Genomic DNA, 23,001 nt, shown 5'->3' on the forward strand with positions numbered 1-23,001 from the left:
ATCGGACGATGGAATATTATGAGCTCCTCATCAGCATACTTGGCTCGACCATTCGTCTGTCGATTCCGCTGATCTTCACGGCGCTTGCCGGCCTGTTTTCCGAGCGCGCCGGCATTTTCGACATCGGTCTCGAAGGCAAGATGCTGGCATCCGCCTTCGCTGCCGCCTGTGTCGCCTCCGTCTCCGGCTCGGCCTGGGCCGGTCTCGGCGCCGGCATCGTCATATCGGTTGCCTTCGGTCTGCTGCATGGCTTCGCCTCGATCACCAATCGCGGCAATCAGATCGTTTCCGGCGTTGCCATCAACTTCCTGACCGCCGGCTTGACCATCGTGCTCGGCCAGGCCTGGTTCGGTCAGGGCGGGCGCACGCCGACGCTGCCGGCCGAGGCGCGCTTCGCTTCGATTACTCTGCCGGGTGCCAATGCAATCCATGACGTGCCCTTCATCGGGCCGCTCTATGCCAACGTCATCTCCGGCAACAATATCCTCACCTATCTCGCCTTCCTCGCCGTGCCGATTTCCTGGTGGATCCTCTATCGCACCCGTTTCGGCCTTCGCCTGCGCGCCGTCGGCGAAAATCCGGGTGCCGTCGATACGGCCGGCATCTCCGTCGAGTGGCTGCGCTACCGGTCGCTGATCGTTGCCGGTATTCTCTGTGGCTTCTCCGGCACCTATCTTGCCATCGCCCAATCGGCTGCCTTCATCAACAACATGTCCGCGGGCAAAGGCTATATCGCGCTCGCGGCGCTGATCTTCGCCAAATGGAAGCCGGTGCCGGTCATGTTCACCTGCCTGCTCTTCGGCTTCCTCGATGCTTTCGCCAATTTCATGCAGGGCAAGGCAGTGCCCGGCATCGGTGAAGTGCCGGTGCAGATTTTCCAGGCACTGCCCTATATCCTGACCTGCATCCTGCTCGCAGGCTTCATCGGCGTCGCCAAACCGCCAAAGGCGGGCGGCGTGCCCTACACCAAGGAGCGCTGATCCATGTCGCATGATCTGTTCGAGGCCGCGCGCGGAGCGATGGCCTTTGCCCATGCACCTTATTCGAAATTTCCCGTCGGCGCAGCGATCCGCGCCGAGGACGGCAAGGTCTATACCGGCGCCAATATCGAGAACCTCTCCTTTCCGCAGGGCTGGTGCGCCGAGCCGACCGCGATCAGCCACATGATCATGGCTGGCGCCAAGAAGATCGTTGAAATGGCCGTCATCGCCGAAAAGCTGCCGCTCTGCCCGCCCTGTGGCGGGTGCCGGCAGAAGATCGCCGAGTTCGCCAGCAAGGAAACGCGCATCTATCTCTGTGATGAAACCGGGGTGAAAAAGACCATGACCATGGACGAAATGCTGCCCTTCAGCTTCGAAACCGAGATACTCGGATGACCGCCGCCGCCGACCTTCTGGCTGCAAAGCTCGGCGATCTCCAGCCGCGCTACGGCATCGTCCTCGGCTCCGGCCTCGGTTCGCTCGTTGATCAGGTCAGGGATGCCGTGCGCATTCCCTATGCCGATCTCCCCGATTTTCCCGTCAGTGCCGTCTCCGGCCACGCCGGGACGCTGGTCGCCGGTCATCTCGGCGACGTGCCGGTCATCATGCTGTCCGGCCGGGTGCATTATTATGAAAAGGGCGACGCCAATGCCATGCGCGTGCCGATCGAGACCTTGAAGGTGCTCGGCGTCGAGACGCTGATCCTCACCAATTCGGCCGGATCGCTGCGCGAAGAAATGCCGCCGGGATCGGTGATGCAGATCACCGACCACATCAACTTCTCCGGCATGAACCCGCTGATTGCTGAGGAGAGCGACAAGCGTTTCGTCGGCATGACCAGCGCCTATGACACCGACCTGATCGTCCGTATGCGCAAGGCGGCGGAAAAGGCCGAGATCAAGCTGTCGCACGGCGTCTATATGTGGTTCTCTGGCCCAAGCTTCGAAACCCCGGCGGAAATCCGTATGGCGCGCATTATGGGCGCCGATGCCGTCGGCATGTCGACGGTGCCGGAAGTTATTCTTGCGCGTCTTTTCGGCCTGAGGGTTGCAGCGGCCTCCGTCATTACTAATTATGGTGCTGGCATGACCGGCGCCGAGCTCACGCATGAAGAGACGAAGGACATGGCCCCGGTCGGCGGCGCTCGCCTTGCTGCCATTTTAAAAGAGATGATCGCGGACGGAGGAAACGACCAATGACGAGCCATTCCCTCAGAGAAACGGCGGCTGTTGCGCTTTCCCTTCTCGATCTCACCAACCTTAAGGACGATTGCACGCCGGCACAGATAGAGACGCTCTGCGCCCGTGCTCAGTCGCCCTATGGCAACACCGCCGCCATCTGCATCTGGCCGCGTTTCGTCGCCCAAGCACGCGGCATTCTCGGAACCGACCATGCGGTGAGGATTGCGACCGTGGTGAATTTCCCGGCCGGCGATATGGAGGTGGCCGATGTCGCCGCCGAAGCGCGCGAGGCGATCGCCGATGGTGCCGACGAGATCGATCTCGTCATTCCCTATCGCGCACTGCTGGCCGGCAACGAGCAGGCCGTCACCGACATGGTTGCCGCCGTCAAAGCCGAATGCAAGGGGCCGGTGCTGCTGAAGACCATTCTCGAAACCGGCGAACTCAAGGACGTGGCGCTGATCCGGCGTGCCTCCGAACTGGCGATTAAGGCCGGCTCCGATTTCATCAAGACCTCCACCGGTAAGGTCGCCGTCAACGCAACGCTGGAAGCGGCCGACATCATGCTGCGGGCGATCCGCCAGAGCGGCCGCAAGGTTGGCTTCAAGCCAGCCGGCGGCATCGGTTCCGTCGCCGATGCGGCCCTCTATCTGAGCCTTGCCGAGACCATCATGGCGCCGGATTGGGCCATGCCCTCGACGTTCCGCTTCGGTGCGTCGAGCCTGCTTGACGATATCCTCAACGTGCTCGGTGGCGGGCAGTCCACCGCGGCGGCATCCGGCTACTGAGCGATGATTCCGCAGGAGATCATCCGGCGAAAGCGGGACGGCGGCACGCTTTCCACCGCCGATATCGACGCCTTCATCGCCGCCCTTGCCCGCGACGAGCTGGCCGAAAGCCAGATCGGCGCCTTCGCCATGGCCGTTTGGTTCCGCGGCATGACGCGCGAGGAGACGGTGGACTTGACGTTGGCCATGGCCCGCTCCGGCGATATGCTTTCCTGGTCCGGCATCGGCAGGCCGATTGCCGATAAGCATTCGACCGGCGGCATCGGCGATAATGTGTCGCTGATGCTGGCGCCGATCGCCGCTGCCTGCGGCCTTGCCGTGCCGATGATTTCCGGCCGCGGCCTTGGCCATACCGGCGGCACGCTGGACAAGCTGGAATCGATCCCAGGTTACGACATCACCCCGCATGCGAGCCATTTCCGCAAGGTGGTGGACGAGGTGGGTTGCGCCATCATCGGCCAGACCGGAACTCTCGCGCCTGCCGACGGCAAGCTTTATGCCGTGCGCGATGTTACCTCCACGGTCGATTCCGTGCCTCTGATCACCGCTTCGATCCTGTCGAAAAAGCTGGCCGCCGGCCTCGAGACGCTGGTTCTGGACGTCAAGATCGGCAACGGCGCCTTCATGACCTCCCTGGAGGAGGCTGAGACACTGGCCCGATCGCTGGTCGAGGTGGCGAATGGCGCTGGGGTCAAGACCTCGGCTTTGATCACCGACATGAACCAGCCGCTGGCCGATGCCGCCGGCAATGTCGTCGAACTCCGCAATTGCCTGGATTTCCTGAAGGGAGGCAAGGCGAACACGCGGCTGGAAACGGTCGTGCTGGCCTTCGCCGCCGAGATGCTGACGCAGGCCGGTATCGCAAAGACATTGCTCGATGCAGAGGCAAAAGCGCACGCAGCGCTCTCCTCCGGTAAGGCGGCCGAGTTTTTCGCCCGCATGGTGCAAGCCCTCGGCGGCCCTGCCGATCTGCTGGATCACCCGGACAAATATCTGACGGCCGCGCCGGTGCAGAAGCCTGTTCTTGCATCTTCGAACGGCTGGCTTGTGGCCTGCGATGCCCGCGCTATCGGCATGAGCGTCATCGATCTCGGCGGCGGTCGCCGTCATCCGCAGGACAAGATCGACCACCGCGTCGGCTTTAGCGATATCCTGCCGCTCGGAACAAAGGTCAGCAAAGGCGATCGCATCGCAACCGTTCATGCCGCCGATGAGACGAGTGCTGAAAAAGCCGCAGCCGATCTCAGCACAAACTACCGGATCGACGACACCGCACCCGTTCTGCCGCCGGTGATCGTTGCGCGGATTTAACGGGCAATTATTGCGTCAAACGCAATGAGCCGTTTTCGGCGCTGTAAGAATTGAGCTTTTTGAGAAAGCTCATGCCGATCAACGTCGTGCTCAATGCGCTGTCTTTCGCAACCACGGCGTCGACATCGCGGACCTTGATCGTGCCGATCTCAAGGCGGTCGAGTTTGACGAGAGCCACCTTGGATGGGCCGTTGGCCGTCTGCGTGGTGTAGCGATAATCGAGATCGTTGCCACTGATGCCGAGGCGGCGGGCCGTGCTTTCATTGATCGCCACATAGGTTGCGCCGGTATCGATCATGCCATGAACCGGCCGGCCATTGACCTTGAAATCACCCTCGTAGTGACCGCCCGCGCCCGCGGGCAGCAACACGCTTCCATAGGCGGCCGCCGGCGCCGCGGCAGGCTGTTGCGGCACCACCGCAACCTTGACTGCGGGCGTCGAGCCTTCGCCGGTTGCCGTTTGCGTGCTGAGCAACGCGGGAACCTGCGTAGCCGCAGCAGCGATGACACCGGCAAAAACAAGAACGCGAACGAGCATCGGCGGGATCCTTCCTATGGGCTTCGCCATGTCGAGCCCATCGATCCAGCCAGTTTAAGACAGCTTCGCTGACAGGCCGCTAAACAGATCAATAAAAAGCCCGGCAGTTGGGGGCTGCCAGGCAAAAAAGCAGATATAGCGGCAGGATTTACTTCGTGCCGTACATGCGGTCGCCGGCGTCGCCGAGGCCGGGAACGATGTAGCCCTTTTCGTTCAAATGGCTGTCGATCGCCGCCGTGAAGACCGGGACGTCCGGATGCGCCTTGCGGAAATTGGCGATGCCTTCCGGGGCGGCGAGAAGGCAGAGAAAGCGGATATTATGAGCGCCGCGCTCCTTCAGCTTGTCGATCGCGGCGATCGAGGAATTGCCGGTAGCGAGCATCGGGTCGACGACGATGATCAGGCGCTCGGATATGTCGTCCGGTGCCTTGAAGTAATATTCGACCGGCTGCAGCGTCTCATGATCTCGGTAGACGCCGATATGCGAAACGCGGGCCGAGGGCACGAGGTCGAGCATGCCTTCCAGCAGGCCGTTGCCGGCGCGCAGGATCGAGGCGAAGACCAGCTTCTTGCCCTCCAGGATCGGCGCGTCCATCGGCTGCAGCGGCGTCTCGATGGTCTCGATCGTCAGTTCGAGGTCGCGTGTCACTTCGTAGCAAAGCAGCGTCGAAATCTCGCGCAGAAGTCGGCGAAAGCTTCCCGTCGAAGTCTCCTTCTTGCGCATGATGGTCAATTTATGCTGCACGAGCGGGTGATCGATGACAGTGACGCCGTCCATGGTTTCAGCCTTCCAATAATTCCGCGATATCTGATGTTTCTTTCACGGAAATCGCCTCCGGTGCAAGAAAATAGGCCGCATCTCGGAACGTCATCCCCAGTCGGCGACCTAAAATGATGTGGTCATAAGCTTGCCAACAGGGACGCCCGTGTCGCGTCGTCGACAAACGCTGCCTCGACCGCGGTGCGGGTCATGGCATTGATCTCGTCGTCGCTGAAGCCGAAGGAGGTTGATGCCAGCTCGTATTCGCGTTTCAGCGACGTGTGGAAGAAGGGTGGATCGTCGGAATTGATGGTGACGCGCACGCCGGCATCGCGCAGCTTGCGCAGCGGATGCGAGGGGAAGTCCGGAAAGACATTCAGCGCCACATTCGAGCCAGGGCAGACTTCCAGCACCGTGCCGAGATCGGCGAGGCGCTTAACGAGGTTGGCATCCTCTACGGCGCGCACGCCATGGCCGATACGCGCTGGGCGCACCAGCTCGACCGCATCGGCGACACTGAAGGCGCCGCAGACTTCGCCGGCATGGATGGTGAGGCCAAGGCCGGCTTCGCGGGCAATGTCGAAGGCGCGCGCGTAATCGGCAACCCGGCCCATGCGCTCCTCACCCGCCATATTGAAGCCCGTAATCAGCGGATTATCGCTTCTGGCGGCATATTCGGCGGCCTTGATGACGCGCTCCGGCCCGAAATGACGTTCGCCGGTAACGAGCAACCGCGCGACGATGCCGCTCTTTTCCTGTGCCGCACGAATGCCGGCCGAAACACCGGCCATATAGGCATCGGCGCCAAGGCCGATGCGGTCGCCGTGGTCGGGCGAGACGATCAGCTCGCTATAGATCGTGCCGATCTCCGCAAGCTCTTCGAGATAAGTCTCGGTCAGCAGCGCGTAGTCTTCCTCGGTGCGATAGACCTCGGAAACCTTGTCGTAGCAGACGAGGAATTCGGTGAAATCCTTCCAGAGATAGATACCGTCACGCATGAAGGCGCTTGTGTCGACGTTGTATTTCCGTGCCTGTGCGAGCGTCAGCGCCGGCGGAGCAGCACCTTCCAGATGGCAGTGCAGCTCAACCTTCTTCAAATGCGATGTCACAGAAAACTCCTTCCATGCGGCCCTGCCGCAATTCCCAAATGGCGCGCAACGGTTTCGCCGATATCGGCATAGGTCCGGCGGATACCGATCGAGCGCGAGCGGATGCCAGGCCCATAGGCGATGACAGGCACACGCTCGCGCGTGTGGTCAGTGCCGCGCCAGGTCGGGTCGCAGCCGTGATCGGCGGTCAGGATGACGAGATCGCCGGGCTTCAGCTTCTCGTGTACTTGCGGCAGCCTTGCATCGAAGGCTTCAAGCGCGGCGGCATAGCCCGCCACGTCGCGGCGATGACCATAGACCATGTCGAAATCGACGAAATTCGTAAAGACGAGGTCGCCGTCGGCTGCCTCGTCCATGGTTCTTAGCGTCGCGTCCATCAGCTTCATGTTGCCGTTGGCCTTAATGACCTTGGAGATGCCCTGATGGGCAAATATATCGCCGATCTTGCCGACGGCATGCACGGTGCGTCCGGCTTTGACCAGGCGGTCGAGCAGGGTCGGCTCCGGTGGCAGCACCGAAAAGTCGCGGCGGTTGCCGGTGCGCTCGAATGTCGCCTGCGTCTCGCCGATGAACGGCCGGGCGATGACGCGGCCGATATTATAGGGATCAAGCAGGGTTCGGACGATCTGGCAGAGGGAGATCAACCGTTCCAGCCCGAAATGACGCTCATGCGCGGCAATCTGGAAGACGGAGTCGGACGAGGTGTAACAGATCGGCTTGCCGCTGCTGATGTGTTCCTCGCCATACTGGGCGATGATCTCGGTGCCGGATGCGTGGCAGTTGCCGAGAATGCCGGGGAGATCGGCCGCCTCGCAGATGGCCTCGACCAGAGCCAGTGGAAACGCGTCGCCCTCGGTGGAAAAATAACCCCAGTCGAACATGACGGGCGTGCCGGCGATTTCCCAATGACCGGACGGCGTATCCTTGCCGCGCGATACTTCGTTGGCGCAGCCGTAAAGACCATAAAGCTTTTCCGGCAGCGGCATGCCGTCTGGGTAGCGTCCCGTGGCCGCCTTGGCGATCTCCAGCAGGCCGAGGCCCGACATGTTCGGCAGCGACAAGGGGCCGGAACGCAGGCCCTCGCGGTCGGCGGCGCCAGCCGCGCAGAATTCGGCGATATGGCCGAGCGTATCGGCACCCTCGTCGCCATAGGCAGCAGCGTCCGGAGCGCCGCCGACACCGAAGGAATCAAGAACGAAGAGAAAGGCGCGCGACATGGTTCACCCGATAGGATTGCTCAATGCGCGACGAACGGCGTCAAGCGCATCGGACGTCACCCATATAACGGTGACGTCAGCTTGGCAATTTCCTGTTCCGTCGAGGAATATAGCAGGATTCGCGACAATTCTGCTCAGCAATCGCTGCAGGTGACCGAACTGCCGGTGCGCGGGCGATAGAAATACTCGCGGCTGATAGTGATCTGGCTGCTGCCGGCAGGCAGGAAATCCGAGCCGAAACTGATGAGCTGATATGGAACGGCAAGCTCTGTGCGCACCAGAAACGTGCTTGGCTGATCGATGTCGCTGGGAACGGTGACGGCGCTGCCGGTCGAATAGGGCTTGCTGCCGTCCTGCGCCCAGGACCAGGCAACGGTGGCGTTGCTGCTGGCATCGAGCTGGATACCGGTGATTTTCAGCGTCAGGCCGGTCGTGTCGTAGGGTGCGAAAATGGCGCTGGCAACCGAAGGCATTGTGGCGAGTACCGTCTTGCTGACGCTGGACTGCTGCGTCAGGATATCGGCGATGGAGCCGGCCGCCCGGCTGGCGCGTTTTTCGACACTAAGCGCTATGGTGAGTTCGAAAGCGCCGAGATAGAGCATCAGCAGCACCGGGAAGAGAATGGCGAATTCGATCGCACCGATGCCCCGCTCGTCGCGGGCAAAGCGCCGCAAGGGGGCGCAAAGCGTAGCCATCAGCTTCTTCCGACCCATCGCCACCCTGCTCACGGATAATTCTCGTTTTGGAAAGCGGCCGTCGCGACGATGAGGTAGGTCGTCGGCATCGAACCGTCTGTTGGACGTATGGTGGTGAGGTAAGGCCGCAGCAGATCGGTTATCACCTGCCAGCGGTAGTAGGCACGCACCATGTTCTTCGATTCCGCACCGCCGGGTGCAAAATTGAAGCCTGTCGTGTTCAGATCGGAGTAGGGATCTGACGAGGTGCGCGGCACGGCTGTCGGCATGGCGGCGAAGGTCGCATAGCTTTCGACATCGAGATAGAGATTGGTTGGCGTTGCGAGCTCGGCCGCCGAGCAGGCGATGATCACAGAGATCTCGTTGCAGAAGGCCTGGCGGAACTGCGCCGCGGTCATATCGGTGGTCGCGTTATGATTATAGGTGATCTGCCCGGTTCTGATCTCGCGCGACAGCGTATCGACGGCGTTGGAAACGACCTGCTCGGCGATGAAAGCAACGAAGGTTTCCAGAATTGCGAAGATGATCAGGAAATAGGGGATCGCCAGAAGGGCGAATTCGATGGCGGCAGTACCGTCGCGAGAGCGCACGAATGCGCGCAAGCGTCCGCCCGCACGCCGGCGTGCAAAAGTCTTGCCCCCAAGAAGATCGTCATCTGGCCTCATTCCGGAATCCGCGGCGATTTAAATGAGGTCAAGACTAGAGCTGCTTTCTTGATAATCCGTTTCGCATCTCTCTTCATATTGAAGGGATGCTTCGATTTATTCGAGAAGGGCAGCTCTATGTAAGTATAAATGAATATAAAGAGGGGACGAAGACGCTGCCGTTATTGGGCCGCGGATGTGGCGGCGGCGGTGTTGTTCTGTTGGGCATGCTGCTCGCAATTGGGGGTGCAGGACAGCACCGAACGGTCGGTCTGACGGTACACGCGGACCGTATTGCCTTCGTCGATCGAAACCAGGATACGTTCGTCCACGATCGCATTGCCGTCCGAATCGAGCAGGACGATGTTCGTGGTGCCGAAGCTTCGACCGGTCAGCACGATGGTCTTCGGGTCGGCGACCGTCGCGTCTGCGACCTGCGAGTTGCCGACAATAACCTTGCTGACGGGACGATCGAGCTTCAAAACGCGCGCATGATCCATGTAGACGCGCAGCATGCCGTCGTCAGCGGCGTGGGAAAACTGCGGCGTCAGGCCCATAGCTGCGACAACGCAGGCAACGAATGCGATTTTGCCGCGGGTTGGCATAGTCTGGGCCTCGTGAAGCTGATGGCGAAAATGATTGCCGAATAGAATGAGAAAGAATGGTGAATGAACAATTAAGAGAAGGACTATTCGTCCAATTCGGATGCAGCGGCGCCTCTTCCCTTTCCATTTTGGGATTTCCCTACGGGAGTTGCAATATACCGGGACAATTCCTGCGTGTTGCTAATATATAAAATCCTAATCATTACGAAGAGGCTGAAGATTTTCTTTAAAAATGCTCGAAAAGACATGAATTGACGTTAACTAGTCTATTTGCGCTTTAGAATTTCCGATCTGTTAACCCACTTCCTTAAAGCGATGGAAACGGCCAATCGCTACCGTGCAGTTCATCCGATCAACGGCAAACAGTTGGCGGACGTGCTGTCAACAAAATGAGTGGAGTTAACCTATGACCAAGCTTTTTTCCCGTTTCCTGAAGGACGAATCCGGTGCGACCGCAATTGAATATGGCCTGATCGCTGCGCTGATCTCCGTCGCCATCATTACCGGCGCTACGACCCTGGGCAATACGCTCAGCAATACGTTCACGAACATTTCGACCCAGATGAGCACTGCTTCCGGTCAGCATGCGAACTAATAATTGTGACAGGATATTTCCGAAAACCGCCCAGTATTTGGGCGGTTTTTGATTTTGTAGTTTGAGGAATATCCAATGCTTCAAGCAACATTGTTGATCTTCCCGCTCTGCCTTGCGGTCGCGGCTTTCTCAGACTTGTTCACGATGACGATCCCGAACCGCGTATCGCTCATATTGGCCGGTTCCTTCATCGTACTTGCGCCGCTCGAAGGCGTGGCATGGGCTGACATCGGCATGCACTTTGCCGGCGCGGCCGTTGTTTTCTGTGCCTGTTTTGCGCTCTTCGCATTAAACGTCATGGGTGGTGGTGACGCCAAGCTCCTGGCAGCCTCCGCAGTCTGGTTCGGCTTCGACCCTTCACTTCTGGCCTTCCTCGTCTATGTCGCCTTCCTCGGCGGCGTGCTAACGATCGTCATTCTGGTTATACGCTCGCAGTCGAGCGCCATCCTGGCCATGCGCCTGCCGCTGCCGAACTCGCTGCTGATTGCCAAAAAGATCCCCTACGGCATCGCGATCGCCATTGGCGGCTTCCTGGCCTTTCCCTCGTCGCCTATGGTGGCGGCAGCGGCATCGCATATTATCTAAATTAGATATTTCTAAGTATTAATGATGTATTGCAGGTTTTTATATCTTGCGCGACTTTAATAGTGGTTCTTAAATGATCGTAAATGTAATATACCATTAACCATAATTACACCAATTCCTGAGCATTCTGCGGGACGAAGAGTCGTGTTCCCCAAGGAATGATCATGAAACCTGCTCGCTTAATGATACTCGCGGTAGCAGTTGTCGCGGCAGGGCTTGCCGGACTGCTGGCGATGCATCTGGCTGGCTCGCGCAATGTCGTGCCGCGCATCGAAGCGGTGGTAGAAAAGGAAGCGACGGTCAATGTGCTCGTCGCCGACGCCAATCTTCCGATTGGCTCGCGGCTGAATGAGAAGTCGATCCACTGGATGGCATGGCCGCAGAACGGCGTCGTCAAGGGTTTCATCACCGAAGCGGAACGCCCCGATGCACTGAAAGACCTGAACGGCGCGATCGTCCGTCTGCCGATCTTTGAAGGCGAACCTATCCGCGAAGAAAAAGTCGCCGATTCCAACAGCCACATTCTCTCCTCGCTGCTGCCCTCCGGGAAACGCGCGGTCTCCACCGAAATTTCCGTCGCCACCGGTGCTGGCGGTTTCATTCTCCCCAATGACCGGGTCGACGTGATCATGGTGCGCAAGGGTGATACCCAGAAATTCGTAACAGAGACGGTACTCAGCAATGTCCGCGTGCTCGCCATAGATCAGCAGGTCGAGGAAAAGCAGGATGGCAGCAAATCCGTGGTCGGCACGACCGCGACGCTCGAACTGACGCCGGATCAGACCAAGGTGCTCGCCGTCGCCCAGCAAATGGCCGACCGCCTGACGCTGGCGCTGCGCTCCGTTGCCGATGCCCAGCAGCCGGATACGACTGCTGCCGATTACCTGCTGACCGGCGATAGCGGCAGTTCCGTCGTCCAGGTCATCAAATCGGGCGCAATCGTCACCAACGGCACAGCCGCAGCCAAGACGCCATGAGAAGGGGCGGGATTATGTTAAAGACCAGCAAACCGATCGGCCTCCTCTCGCTCGCGGCTCTCTCTTTTTCGGTCGCTTTCGCCGGCCTGCCTTTCACAGAGGCGCCGGCCTTCCTGCGCATGGCGACGGCGAAGGCCGACGGTTCCGACAGCATCGTCACCATTGCCGGCCTCGGCACCAGACGCACGCTGAAGCTCGGCCTCAACAAGGCGCTGGTGGTCGATTTGCCGGCGGATGCCCATGATATTCTCGTCTCCGATCCGAAGATGGCCGATGCTGTGACGCGCACCTCGCGCCGCATCTATCTCTTCGGCAAGACGGTCGGCCAGACCAATATATTCGTTTTCGGCGCCGACGGGAAAGAGATCGTCAGCCTCGACCTGCAGATCGAGCGCGACATTTCCACGCTTCAGGCCAACATCAAGCGCTTCATTCCGGACTCCGACATCAACGTCGAGATCGTCTCCGACAACATCGTCATGACCGGCACGGTTCGCACGCCGCAGGATTCGTCGCGCGCCGAACAGCTCGCCGAGGCCTTCCTCAAGGGCGGTGAAGCGACGACCCGCAATGAAACCGCAAGCGCCAGCGGCGGCGACAATTCCGTCGCCCTCTTTGCCGAATCACGCCAGACGTCACAGATCGTCAACCTTCTGCAGATCGAGGGCGAGGATCAGGTGACGCTGAAGGTCACTGTTGCCGAGATCAAGCGTAGCGTGCTGAAGCAAATCGGCTTCGACAATCTGGTCAGCAATTCCTCCGGCCTGACCGTCGCCCAACTCGGCAGTATTACCAGTGATGCGACAGCGGCTGCGGGTAGTGGCGGTATCGCCGCTCTGTTCAAGACCGCCATCGGCAAATACAACATCAGCACCTATCTTAACGCAATGGAACAAGCTGGCGCCGTCCGCACATTGGCAGAACCGACGCTGACGGCGATTTCAGGACAGGCTGCGACCTTTAATTCCGGTGGCCAGACGCTCTATTCCACTACAGACAAAGACGGCAACGTAACGATCACCCCTTTTACCTACGGTGTAAGCTTGGCCTTCACACCGGTGGTTCTGTCTGCAGGACGCATCAGCCTTCATATCCAGACCCAGGTGTCCAATCCGGTCGGTACAACTGGAACCGCGACGTATAATCAGCGGGCGGCCGACACTTCGGTCGAGTTGCCCTCTGGTGGCTCCATTGCGCTGGCGGGTCTCCTTAGTGACAGCGTCCAGCAAACCACCAACGGCACCCCCGGCGCCTCGAAGATTCCGATCCTCGGCGCGCTCTTCCGCCAAAAGAGTTTTGAACGCGATGAAAGCGAACTCGTGATCATCGCGACGCCTTATCTGGTGCGGCCGGTAGCGCGCGCTCAGCTCGCTCGTCCCGACGATAATTTTTCACCGAGCAACGATGTTTCCGCCTTCTTCATGAACCGTGTCAACAAGATCTACGGGCACAAGGATGGGCCGCCGGTTGCGGATGCCGATTTCCACGGCACGGTCGGCTTTATCTACAAGTGAGGGGAGACGGACGATGACGCGCCCCTTTTCAACCAAAACAACGAGAGACCGAAAAATGGCCAGCCTCGATCGCAATGCGCCCCGTATCACCAGGCCGCGATTTGCCGCCCTGGCCTTGATCATGATGGCTGCCACCGTCAGCGGATGTGCGGGCTCGCCGGATGGCATGACGACCAGTGCTATTTCCGACGACTATCGTCAGCGTCACCCCATCGTGCTGACCGAAAAGGAGCATCACGTCGACATTCCGGTCATTGCGGGCGACCGCCGTATTACGACGGGCGCCCGCGACACGGTTCGCGGCTTCGTGCAGGACTATAAGGCGCATGCTTCCGGCACTGTCGAAATCCTGGCGCCCGGCGGTTCGGCCAATGCGCCTGGGGTTTCTTCGTTCCGCAGGCAGATCCGGCAGGAGCTTGTCGCAAGCGGCATTCCTTCGGCGCGCATCGTCGACAGTTATTATCAAACCAGCGGCCCAGGGGATGCTGCGCCGATCCGCCTGCGCTTCATGGCAACGACGGCGACCACTAATGCCTGCGGCCAATGGCCGGAAGATCTGTCCGCCAACGCCTTCGACAACCAGAATTATTACAATTTCGGCTGCGCCACTCAGAACAACCTCGCAGCACAGGTCGCCAATCCGACCGACCTCATCGCGCCGCGCGCCATGTCGCCGATCGATACTGACCAGCGCAGCAAGGTGATCGACAATTATCGCAGCGGCAACGTCCCGACCAGCACGGCGACGATTGGCGGCTTTAGCAGCGGTTCCTGAGCATGAGGATAACTGGCCGGCGGAACAGGATAGAATCATGAGCGCTATCAATTACGATATCAGAAAGACCGAAGCGGAGGCCGAGGATGCGCCCCGCACGGGCGATCTTGAAAACATGCGGCCATTGCCGCGCATCTCCGTGCATGCCTTTTGCGAAAGCGAGCAGTTGCAGCAGGTGATGGACCGCTGCGCCAATGACCGACGCATGTCCAAGGTCAGCCTCAGGATCACCAGCGGCAGCACGGCGGCGGCGGCAAACATGTTCGCTTCGACGCCGACGCCCAATCTGATCATCCTGGAAACCCGAGCCAATCCCAGCAATCTGCTGGCAGAGCTCGCGCCGCTCGCTGCCGTCTGCGATCCCAGCACCAAGGTGGTGATCGTCGGCTATCATAATGATATCGGCCTCTATCGCGAACTCATCCGCAACGGTATTTCCGAATATATGGTCCAGCCGGTTGCCATGGTCGATGTCATGGCGGCGATGACGGCGATCTTCGTCGATCCCGATGCCGAGCCGCTCGGCCGCAGCGTCGCCTTCATCGGCGCCAAGGGCGGGGTAGGGGCGTCCACCATCGCCCATAATTGCGCCTTCGGCATCTCCAATTTGTTCTCCACAGAGACCATTCTCGCCGATCTCGACCTGCCGTACGGCACCGCCAATATCGATTTCGATCAGGACCCGGCCCAGGGCATCGCCGAAGCCGTCTATGCGCCGGAGCGTCTTGACGAGGTTTTCCTCGATCGCCTCTTGACCAAATGTTCGCAGCACCTGTCGCTGCTCGCTGCGCCCTCCATGCTCGACCGCGCCTATGATTTCGACGGCCAGGCCTTCCAGCCCGTGCTCGACGTCCTGCAGCGCAGCGCGCCGGTGAGCGTTCTCGACGTGCCGCATCTCTGGACGGAATGGACACGCTCCGTGCTTTCGGCTGTCGATGAAGTCGTGATTTGCGCGGTTCCCGACCTTGCCAATCTGCGCAACGCCAAGAACATGCTGGATGCGCTGCGCAAGCTTCGCCCCAACGACAAGGCGCCGCATCTCATCCTCAATCAGGTCGGCATGCCGAAGCGCCCGGAAATCGGTCCTTCGGAGTTCTGCGAGCCGCTGGAAGCCGATCCGATCGCCATCATTCCCTTCGATATCAATCTGTTCGGCAACGCCGCCAACAGCGGCCGGATGATTTCGGAGACCGACCCGAAATCACCGGTCGCCGAGACCTTCTCGCAGATATCGCACATCGTTACGGGGCGTGTTGCGCTGAAGAAGGCGAAGAAGGGCGGCCTGCTTGGCCTCCTGAAGCGAAAGTAATCGTTTGATGTCGCATGATCTCGTTCGAAGGCCGGTTCGTGTTTTTGAGATCATGCTCTTAGAGCGTTCCAGGAAAAGTGCGAAGCGGTTTTCCGTCCGGAATGTGTGAAAACAAAGGGATAGAGCGGGAAAGCGATTCCGTGGAACGCTGAACCGCTCTAGCGTAGAATTGGATCGACGGCATGTTTGGCAGACGCGGAAATGAAGGTCCTGCAAAGAGCGGCGGCGTAACGCCTCCGCCGTCGCCGCCTCGCGCGCCGTCCGCTGCCGCGCCTGCTGCATCGACCGTGCTGGTAGAGCCGGCGCGCGAGGGATCGCAGTCACGCCAGCATGTGGCGCCGCCGTCGATGCAGACGCCGACGCGCCGCCGGCCGGCGCGTACCGAAGAATATTACGATACCAAGTCGCAGGTCTTTTCCGCGCTGATCGATACGATCGACCTGTCGCAGCTTGCCAAGCTCGATGCCGAGGCTGCGCGCGAGGAAATCCGCGACATCGTCAATGACATCATCACCATCAAGAATTTCGCGATGTCGATTTCCGAGCAGGAAGAGCTGCTCGAGGATATCTGCAACGACGTGCTGGGTTACGGTCCGCTCGAACCGCTGCTCGCCCGCGACGATATCGCAGACATCATGGTCAACGGCGCCGGTCAGACCTTTATCGAAGTCGGCGGCAAGACGGTGGAATCGGAAATCCGCTTCCGCGACAATGCCCAGCTCCTGTCCATCTGCCAGCGCATCGTCAGCCAGGTCGGCCGCCGCGTCGATGAATCGAGCCCGATCTGCGACGCCCGCCTGCCGGACGGATCGCGCGTCAATGTCATCGCACCACCGCTGTCGATCGATGGCCCGGCGCTCACTATCCGCAAATTCAAGAAGGACAAGCTGACGCTCGACCAGCTCGTCCGCTTCGGCGCCATCACGCCGGAGGGCGCCACGCTGCTGCAGATCATCGGCCGCGTTCGTTGCAATGTCGTCATTTCCGGCGGTACCGGTTCGGGCAAGACGACGCTTTTGAACTGCCTTACCAACTACATCGATCGCGACGAGCGCGTCATCACCTGCGAAGACACGGCCGAACTGCAACTGCAGCAGCCGCATGTCGTCCGCCTTGAAACACGTCCCCCGAATATCGAAGGCGAGGGTGAGATCACGATGCGCGATCTTGTCAAGAACTGCCTGCGTATGCGTCCTGAGCGCATCATCGTCGGCGAAGTGCGCGGACCGGAGGTCTTCGACCTGTTGCAGGCGATGAACACCGGCCATGACGGTTCGATGGGAACGATCCATGCCAACACCCCGCGCGAGTGCCTGAGCCGTATGGAATCGATGATCGCCATGGGTGGTTTCAGCCTGCCGGCGAAGACGGTGCGCGAGATCATCTCGACCTCCGTCGACGTGGTCATCCAGGCTGCCCGCCTGCGCGACGGTTCGCGCCGCATCACCCAGATCACCGAGGTGATGGGCATGGAAGGCGATGTGATCATCACGCAGGACCTGATGCGCTACGAGATCGAAGGCGAAGATGCGGGCGGTCGCATTATCGGACGGCATGTGTCGACCGGCATTGGCAAGCCGAACTTCTGGGATCGCGCCCGCTATTACAACGAGGAAAAGCGCTTGGCCGCTGCCCTCGACGAAATGGAAAACAAGTCGAAATAGGACTTTCCCGATGTTCGGTGTCGATCCGGTGGTGCTTCTGATTATCGTGCTCGCAGCCGTTTCCGCGGCGGCTGTCTGTTACGGCATCCTCTATTCCCGGATCGAGGCGCAGAAGAAAACCGACGGTCGCGTCAACCGCATCAAATCGGCCGAGACCGACCGCGTGAAGGTCAAGGCCGCGCGCGACCGCGTGCAGGAAATGTCGAAGCGGCGCAAATCGGTGCAGGATTCGCTGAAGGATTTGGAAAAGCGCCAATTGGAAAACACCAAGAAGAAGCAGTCGCTGAAAGCACGCCTCGGGCAAGCCGGCCTCTCGGTGACGCCTGCGCGTTTCTATCTCTTCAGTGTCCTGTTCGGCGTTTTCGCCATGTTCATTCTCTTCCTGGTCGGCGCACCGCTCGCCGTCATCGCAGGCCTTCCCTTCGCCGCAGCCTTCGGCCTGCCGCGTTGGGTCATCGGTTTCCTTATCAAGCGCCGGCAGAACAAGTTCCTGGATGAATTCCCCAATGCGCTCGATCTCATCACCCGCTCGATCCGCTCGGGACTGCCGCTCAATGATGCCGTGCGGCTTGTAGCAAGCGAGGCGCGCGAGCCGGTGAGCTCCGAATTCCGCCGCGTCGTCGAAGCCCAACAGGTGGGCCTCAGCATGCCGGATGCCTGCGCGCGCATGAGGAACCATATGCCGTTGCAGGAGGTGAACTTTTTCTCGATCGTGATCGCCATCCAGGCGCAGGCCGGTGGCAACCTGTCCGAAGCGCTGGGCAACCTCGCGCGCGTGCTGCGAGAGCGCAAAAAGATGAAAGCGAAGGTCACCGCACTGTCGATGGAAGCAAAAGCCTCGGCGGTCATCATCGGCTCGCTGCCCTTCATCGTCGCGACGCTCGTCTATCTGACCTCGCCGCATTACATGATGATCCTTTTCACCGATCCGCGCGGTCATTTGATCCTGGGGGCCGCCGGCATCTGGATGTCTGTCGGCATCTACATCATGCGCAACATGGTCAATTTCGAGATTTAACCGGAAGGAGACGCCGAGCCATGTCCTCCGATTTCGCCACTAGATTGACTGACCCCGGCACGATTCTCGCTGTTTTCGTCGCGATTGCCGTCTTCGCCACCTTCTACACGATCGCCGTGCCCTTCATGGAGCGCGGCGATCTCAACAAGCGCATGAAGGCCGTTTCCACCGAGCGCGAACAAATCCGCGCCCGGGAACGCGCTCGCTTGAGCGCCGACGGCAGCAAGACCTCGCTGCGCAACCAGAACAACCACAGTGTCCGCCAGATCGTCGAGCGCTTCAATCTCCGCACGGCATTGGTCGATACCAATACGGTCAATCGGTTGCGGGCGGCTGGCCTGCGCTCGGAAAATGCGCTGAACATGTTCCTGGTGGCGCGTTTTCTGCTGCCGTTCCTGTTTCTGATGCTCGCCGCCATTTTCGTTTTCGTCCTTGGCTACTTCGCCGCCAAGCCGTTCGCGATCCGCCTTCTCGGTGTTATCGGCACTGCCTATCTCGGTTTTTATGCGCCGAATATCTATATTTCCAACCGCGTGACCAAACGGCAGAAATCCATCAAGCGTGCGTGGCCGGATGCGCTCGACCTGATGCTGATTTGCGTGGAATCCGGTATTTCCATCGAAGCCGGCATGCGCCGTGTCTCCGAGGAAATGGGGGAACAGTCGCCGCCCCTTGCCGAAGAAATGGTGTTGACCACGGCGGAACTCTCCTTCCTGCAGGATCGCCGCACCGCTTTCGACAATCTCGCCAGCCGCACGCAAATCGAAATCGTCAAATCGGTGACGCAGGCTCTGATCCAGGCCGAGCGCTATGGCACGCCCATTTCGCAGGCGCTGCGCGTGTTGGCGCAGGAAGGTCGCGACGAACGCATGAACGAAGCGGAAAAGAAGGCGGCCGCCCTGCCGCCGAAGCTGACCGTGCCGATGATCGTCTTCTTCCTGCCTGTCCTCATGGCCGTTATCCTTGGCCCGGCGGCTATCCAGGTGATGGATAAATTCTGATATCCATAACTTGCCGCCGGCGCGGGACGTGGCTAGTTTCCAATCCTGCGTCACGGGCAATGAGCGCATGGTTTCGGCGCGCGAGGAGGCGCCGAGCCGCGACGCCAGGTCGGGAGGATTTGCATGTCGTCCATAGCCATCTTTTTCAGCATCGTCGCAGCCGTTTTCATCGGGGCGGTCAGTCCTGGTCCGAGTTTCGTTCTCGTTTCCCGCATCGCCGTCTCCCGCTCGCGCAAGGCCGGCCTTGCCGCCGCCCTCGGCATGGGCGTGGGCAGCGTCATTTTTGCGACTTTGACCCTGTTTGGTTTGAGTGCACTGCTGATGCAAGTCGAATGGCTGTATCTTACCCTGAAGGTCGTCGGCGGCCTGTATCTGATCTATATCGGCATCCGCATTTGGCGGAGCGCCGCCCATGATCTCGCTCTCCACGCCTCGGCCACGCCGATCGGCGCCAGCGCCGGGCGCAATTTTTTATTCGCGCTGGGAACCCAACTCAGCAATCCGAAGACAGCAATTTTCTATGGCAGCATTTTTGCAGCGCTTCTTCCGGCCGAACCCGCTCCCGGGCTGATGCTCGCGGTGCCGCTGGCGGTTTTCGCCGTCGAGGTGGGCTGGTACACGATGGTAACGATCGCCTTTTCGTCGAACCGGCCACGCGCTCTCTATCTCAGCGCCAAACTCTGGATCGACAGGATCGCCGGCACTGTCATGGGGGCGCTCGGCGTTCGGCTGGTGGCGGAGGGCCTGCCACGGCATATCTGGCGCTGAAGGTTCAGTTGACCGCTTTCTTGACGCTGTCGCCGGCAGCGAGTTTCTGCCAGGAATTCCGCTGTGCCAGCATGGAGCGCAGATAGGCGACATTGGCATTGGCCTGCTGCGGTGTCAGTTCCTGGCGGGCGATCTGCTCGGCTTCGGCGAAGCGGCCCTGCAGCCCGACCACGAGAGCGAGATTCTGGCGGACACGGCTCTCTGCCGTCGGCTGGCTGACGGCGGAGCGAAGATAGGTCTCGGCGGATTTCAGATCGCCGGTCAGTACATAGGACATGCCGAGATTGGAAAGGATCGACGGCTCGTTCGGCTGCAGCACGAGGGCATCGCGGTATTTGCCGCGTGCTTCGGTCGAGCGGCCGAGCTGATCGAGGATTGCGCCTTCGGCCGAAACCAACCGCCAGTCCGGCCGGTCCGGCGTTTGCGCGCGATCGATGGTTGCGAGTGCGTCCTGGAGCTGCCCGGCGGCGGCCTGGGCCTTGCCGTAGGCAGCCAGCACGCCACGATCATCGGGATGCGCGATCGCTACCTGCTGCATGACCGCAAGCGCCTGATCGTTGCGGCCGCTCATGCGCAGCGCATTGGCATAGTTGATGCCGGTATCGCGGTCTTTCGGATTGGCGTCGTAGGCTTTGCCAAAGGTAAGGGTCGCCTGCGCGAGATCCGAGCCGTTCATCTCGTCGACCGGCTTCGACATCGTCGGGATCGAGCCCGTCGTCATCTTGTCTTTTCCGGTCGTCGAGCAGCCGGCGAGTGCGAGCGCCACGAGCGCCGCAGAAGCACCGTGGAGCAGGAAGGTCTTGAATGTCGACGTGGTTGACGAAGTGGCCATGGCCCTATCCCGGAATACCTGAGTCCTGCGCCTGGCCTCAAATCGGAACAGGGAAAGGTTTGACGCAATGTTCGCTCCAGCAATAATCTGTTAACCCTAACAGAGAGTTAATCCGCGATTCCCGGAAATCATCGCCAAAGGATAATTATGGCCCCCTATCAGTTCATCGAGCGTGCAAGCCCCTTCAATTCGAAGGGCGGCGCGACGCTGCCGATCTTTGCCGTCACTCCGGCACATATCGAGACCGGCACCATCGATCCCATCGCGCTCGATTGGGCACGCAAGGCCGGCTATAAGGCCGATAGCGGCTCGCTGCTGCTCATTCCGACCGAAGAAGGCCATCTCGGCGGCGCCTTGTTCGGTCTTGGCTCCAACCCTTCGGAACAGCCCTTCCTGACCGGCAGGTTGGCGCGCAGCCTCCCGGCGGGCGATTGGCATATCGAGACGGCGCCGCTCACGGCAAACCGGCTTTCGCTCGGCTTCGGCCTGGGCAGCTACCGGTTCGAGCGCTACAAATCAGAAAAGGCAAACCCGCCGACGCTGATGATCCCACGCGATGCCGATGCGACCGACATCAAACGCCAGCTCGCCGGCGTCTTCCTCGCCCGCGATCTCATCAATACTCCGACAAACGACATGGGACCGGAACAGCTCGAAGCAGCCTTCCGGGCACTTGCCGAGCACTATAAGGCGGAGATGTCCGTCATCATCGGCGACGACCTCCTGAAGGAGAATTTCCCGCTGGTTCACACGGTCGGCCGTGCCAGCGCCGATGCGCCACGCCTGCTGGAATTGCGCTGGGGCAAGAAGGGTCATCGCCGCATTACGCTGGTCGGCAAGGGCGTCTGTTTCGACACCGGCGGCCTCGACATCAAGCCGGCATCCTCCATGCTGTTGATGAAAAAGGACATGGGCGGTGCCGCCAACGTCATGGGCCTGGCGCTGATGATCATGGATGCCAAGCTGAAGGTCGATCTGCGCGTCATCATTCCGGTCGTCGAAAACTCGATTTCGTCCAATGCTTTCCGTCCGGGCGACATCTACAAGAGCCGCAAGGGTCTGACCGTGCAGATCGACAATACCGACGCCGAAGGCAGGTTGATTCTCGCCGATGCGCTGTCCTATGCCGACGAAGAGGCGCCCGATCTGCTGATCGATATGGCGACGCTGACCGGTGCTGCCCGTGTCGCGCTCGGCCCGGACCTACCGCCCTTCTTCACCGACGATAACGATCTCGCCCGCGATCTCACCGAAGCGAGCCTGGAGACGGACGACCCGCTCTGGCGCATGCCGCTCTATATGGGTTACGACAAGGATATCCGTGCCAAATTCGCGGATATCACCAATGCCCCCGCCGGCGGCATGGCGGGTTCGATCACCGCTGCCTTGTTCCTCAAGCGTTTCGTGACGAAGACGCCGAGCTGGGCGCATTTCGATATCTTCGGCTGGGCACAGAGCGAACGCCCGCATTCGCCGGGCGGCGGCGAGGCGCAGGCGATCCGGGCGCTGTATCATCATATTCGGCAGAGCGTGCGGTAAATTTTTGCCCTCGCCCCATCGGGAAGAGGGCGGCGCGGTAGCGCCGGGTGAGGGGGCGTTGCACCGTATATTATTGTTTTATTTGCCGTTCTTCATTTCTCGTTTTCCCGGGAATGCCCCCGCAACCCGAGCTTCGCTCGACCTTCTCCCCGCTGGGGAGAAGGTGATCCAAATACCCTTGAAACCGCCATGATCTTGGCCGAGACTGAAACGGTAGCGTAACGATCTCCGAGGTTGCCTTTGCCGCTTGAACTCTCTGCCTCGCAGGCTCTCGGCCTCTGGCAAGGCGTGGCGCTCGAGCAGGTGCGTCGCGAGGGTCATGACCTGACGCTTCGGCAGATGGCGATCCTCCTGCAGATCTATCTCGTGCCGCCACCGCATACGGTGCGGGGGCTTGCCGCAACGCTTGGCGTGACCAAGCCGGTCATCACCCGTGCCCTGGATACAATGGGTGAGATGGGGTTGGTCGACCGCGTCCGCGACGAGCGTGATCGCCGCAACGTCATCATCAAGCGCACTGTCACAGGCGCTCTGTATCTGGAAAAGCTCGGTGACCTCGTCATCGAGCAGGGCCGCAAACTATCAGTCTAGGGGAC

The 23,001-nt window shown here is 60.3% G+C and carries 25 protein-coding genes; 17 read left to right on the forward strand and 8 right to left on the reverse strand.

What is annotated here, in order from left to right:
• Nucleotides 1–8 precede the first annotated feature (8 nt).
• From QA646_RS17905 to deoA, 5 genes are read left to right on the forward strand one after another with little or no spacing between them, the layout of a single operon-like run.
• Nucleotides 9–980 (forward strand): ABC transporter permease, encoded by a 972-nt coding sequence (locus tag QA646_RS17905; protein WP_028754403.1) that lies wholly within the window; start codon nt 9–11, stop codon nt 978–980.
• Between the two features lie 3 nt (nt 981–983).
• Nucleotides 984–1,376, forward strand: a complete 393-nt coding sequence (locus tag QA646_RS17910; RefSeq protein ID WP_104821630.1) for a cytidine deaminase — start codon at nt 984–986, stop codon at nt 1,374–1,376.
• A complete protein-coding gene (locus QA646_RS17915; protein WP_283056716.1) occupies nt 1,373–2,179 on the forward strand; it encodes a purine-nucleoside phosphorylase in 807 nt (268 codons plus the stop codon). The genes QA646_RS17910 and QA646_RS17915 overlap by 4 nt, the downstream gene beginning before the upstream one ends.
• Nucleotides 2,176–2,949 (forward strand): deoxyribose-phosphate aldolase, encoded by a 774-nt coding sequence (gene deoC / locus QA646_RS17920; RefSeq protein ID WP_283056717.1) that lies wholly within the window; start codon nt 2,176–2,178, stop codon nt 2,947–2,949. Before QA646_RS17915 ends, deoC begins: the two co-directional genes overlap by 4 nt.
• Before the next feature lie 3 nt (nt 2,950–2,952).
• Nucleotides 2,953–4,260: a thymidine phosphorylase gene (deoA, locus tag QA646_RS17925; RefSeq protein WP_283056718.1), complete on the forward strand. Its 1,308-nt coding sequence runs from the start codon at nt 2,953–2,955 to the stop codon at nt 4,258–4,260.
• Between the two features lie 7 nt (nt 4,261–4,267).
• Here deoA and QA646_RS17930 read toward each other — a convergent pair whose 3' ends face one another.
• The 7 genes from QA646_RS17930 to QA646_RS17960 form a co-directional block, all read right to left on the reverse strand.
• Entirely contained in the window at nt 4,268–4,798 is a 531-nt protein-coding gene (locus tag QA646_RS17930; protein ID WP_283056719.1) for a TIGR02281 family clan AA aspartic protease, read from the reverse strand.
• Nucleotides 4,799–4,946: 148 nt separating this feature from the next.
• Nucleotides 4,947–5,576: a uracil phosphoribosyltransferase gene (upp, locus tag QA646_RS17935; protein ID WP_283056720.1), complete on the reverse strand. Its 630-nt coding sequence runs from the start codon at nt 5,574–5,576 to the stop codon at nt 4,947–4,949.
• 122 nt (nt 5,577–5,698) lie between these two features.
• On the reverse strand, nt 5,699–6,667 hold the full coding sequence (locus QA646_RS17940; protein WP_283056721.1) for an adenosine deaminase: 969 nt from the start codon (nt 6,665–6,667) through the stop codon (nt 5,699–5,701).
• Nucleotides 6,664–7,884, reverse strand: coding sequence for a phosphopentomutase (locus tag QA646_RS17945; RefSeq protein ID WP_283056722.1), 1,221 nt, complete (start codon nt 7,882–7,884; stop codon nt 6,664–6,666). Before QA646_RS17945 ends, QA646_RS17940 begins: the two co-directional genes overlap by 4 nt.
• 134 nt (nt 7,885–8,018) lie before the next feature.
• Nucleotides 8,019–8,579 (reverse strand): TadE/TadG family type IV pilus assembly protein, encoded by a 561-nt coding sequence (locus QA646_RS17950; protein WP_283056723.1) that lies wholly within the window; start codon nt 8,577–8,579, stop codon nt 8,019–8,021.
• A 29-nt stretch (nt 8,580–8,608) separates the two neighbouring features.
• Nucleotides 8,609–9,244 carry a TadE/TadG family type IV pilus assembly protein gene (locus QA646_RS17955; RefSeq protein WP_283056724.1) on the reverse strand — a complete coding sequence of 212 codons (636 nt, stop codon included), beginning with the start codon at nt 9,242–9,244 and terminating at the stop codon, nt 8,609–8,611.
• A gap of 161 nt (nt 9,245–9,405) precedes the next feature.
• Entirely contained in the window at nt 9,406–9,828 is a 423-nt protein-coding gene (locus QA646_RS17960) for a pilus assembly protein N-terminal domain-containing protein (protein WP_283056725.1), read from the reverse strand.
• Nucleotides 9,829–10,234: 406 nt separating this feature from the next.
• On the opposite strand from QA646_RS17960, the gene QA646_RS17965 reads away from it, so the two are divergent.
• The 10 genes from QA646_RS17965 to QA646_RS18010 all read left to right on the forward strand — a co-directional run bounded on the left by QA646_RS17965 (nt 10,235) and on the right by QA646_RS18010 (nt 20,034).
• Nucleotides 10,235–10,423: a Flp family type IVb pilin gene (locus tag QA646_RS17965; RefSeq protein WP_283056726.1), complete on the forward strand. Its 189-nt coding sequence runs from the start codon at nt 10,235–10,237 to the stop codon at nt 10,421–10,423.
• 75 nt (nt 10,424–10,498) lie between these two features.
• A complete protein-coding gene (locus QA646_RS17970) occupies nt 10,499–11,008 on the forward strand; it encodes a prepilin peptidase (protein ID WP_283056727.1) in 510 nt (169 codons plus the stop codon).
• Nucleotides 11,009–11,172: 164 nt separating this feature from the next.
• Nucleotides 11,173–11,985, forward strand: a complete 813-nt coding sequence (gene cpaB, locus QA646_RS17975; RefSeq protein WP_283056728.1) for a Flp pilus assembly protein CpaB — start codon at nt 11,173–11,175, stop codon at nt 11,983–11,985.
• A gap of 14 nt (nt 11,986–11,999) precedes the next feature.
• Entirely contained in the window at nt 12,000–13,499 is a 1,500-nt protein-coding gene (locus QA646_RS17980; RefSeq protein ID WP_283056729.1) for a type II and III secretion system protein family protein, read from the forward strand.
• Nucleotides 13,500–13,554: 55 nt separating this feature from the next.
• On the forward strand, nt 13,555–14,274 hold the full coding sequence (locus QA646_RS17985; protein WP_283056730.1) for a CpaD family pilus assembly lipoprotein: 720 nt from the start codon (nt 13,555–13,557) through the stop codon (nt 14,272–14,274).
• A gap of 37 nt (nt 14,275–14,311) precedes the next feature.
• Nucleotides 14,312–15,583 carry a CpaE family protein gene (locus QA646_RS17990; RefSeq protein ID WP_283056731.1) on the forward strand — a complete coding sequence of 424 codons (1,272 nt, stop codon included), beginning with the start codon at nt 14,312–14,314 and terminating at the stop codon, nt 15,581–15,583.
• Nucleotides 15,584–15,765: 182 nt separating this feature from the next.
• Complete coding sequence (locus QA646_RS17995; protein WP_283056732.1) at nt 15,766–17,247, forward strand: CpaF family protein; 1,482 nt, start codon at nt 15,766–15,768, stop codon at nt 17,245–17,247.
• Nucleotides 17,248–17,257: 10 nt separating this feature from the next.
• On the forward strand, nt 17,258–18,265 hold the full coding sequence (locus tag QA646_RS18000) for a type II secretion system F family protein (RefSeq protein WP_283056733.1): 1,008 nt from the start codon (nt 17,258–17,260) through the stop codon (nt 18,263–18,265).
• A gap of 20 nt (nt 18,266–18,285) precedes the next feature.
• A complete protein-coding gene (locus tag QA646_RS18005) occupies nt 18,286–19,266 on the forward strand; it encodes a type II secretion system F family protein (protein ID WP_283056734.1) in 981 nt (326 codons plus the stop codon).
• 123 nt (nt 19,267–19,389) lie between these two features.
• Nucleotides 19,390–20,034, forward strand: coding sequence for a LysE family transporter (locus QA646_RS18010; protein ID WP_283056735.1), 645 nt, complete (start codon nt 19,390–19,392; stop codon nt 20,032–20,034).
• 4 nt (nt 20,035–20,038) lie between these two features.
• On the opposite strand, the gene QA646_RS18015 is transcribed toward QA646_RS18010, so the two are convergent.
• Nucleotides 20,039–20,866 carry a tetratricopeptide repeat protein gene (locus QA646_RS18015; protein ID WP_283056736.1) on the reverse strand — a complete coding sequence of 276 codons (828 nt, stop codon included), beginning with the start codon at nt 20,864–20,866 and terminating at the stop codon, nt 20,039–20,041.
• Between the two features lie 147 nt (nt 20,867–21,013).
• Between QA646_RS18015 and QA646_RS18020 the strand changes: the two genes are divergently transcribed.
• Entirely contained in the window at nt 21,014–22,405 is a 1,392-nt protein-coding gene (locus tag QA646_RS18020; RefSeq protein ID WP_283056737.1) for a M17 family metallopeptidase, read from the forward strand.
• 240 nt (nt 22,406–22,645) lie between these two features.
• Nucleotides 22,646–22,996: a MarR family winged helix-turn-helix transcriptional regulator gene (locus tag QA646_RS18025; protein WP_283056738.1), complete on the forward strand. Its 351-nt coding sequence runs from the start codon at nt 22,646–22,648 to the stop codon at nt 22,994–22,996.
• Nucleotides 22,997–23,001 lie beyond the last annotated feature (5 nt).

Origin of the sequence: Rhizobium sp. CB3090, from assembly GCF_029714285.1 — a bacterium.
Taxonomy (GTDB): Bacteria; Pseudomonadota; Alphaproteobacteria; order Rhizobiales; family Rhizobiaceae; genus Rhizobium.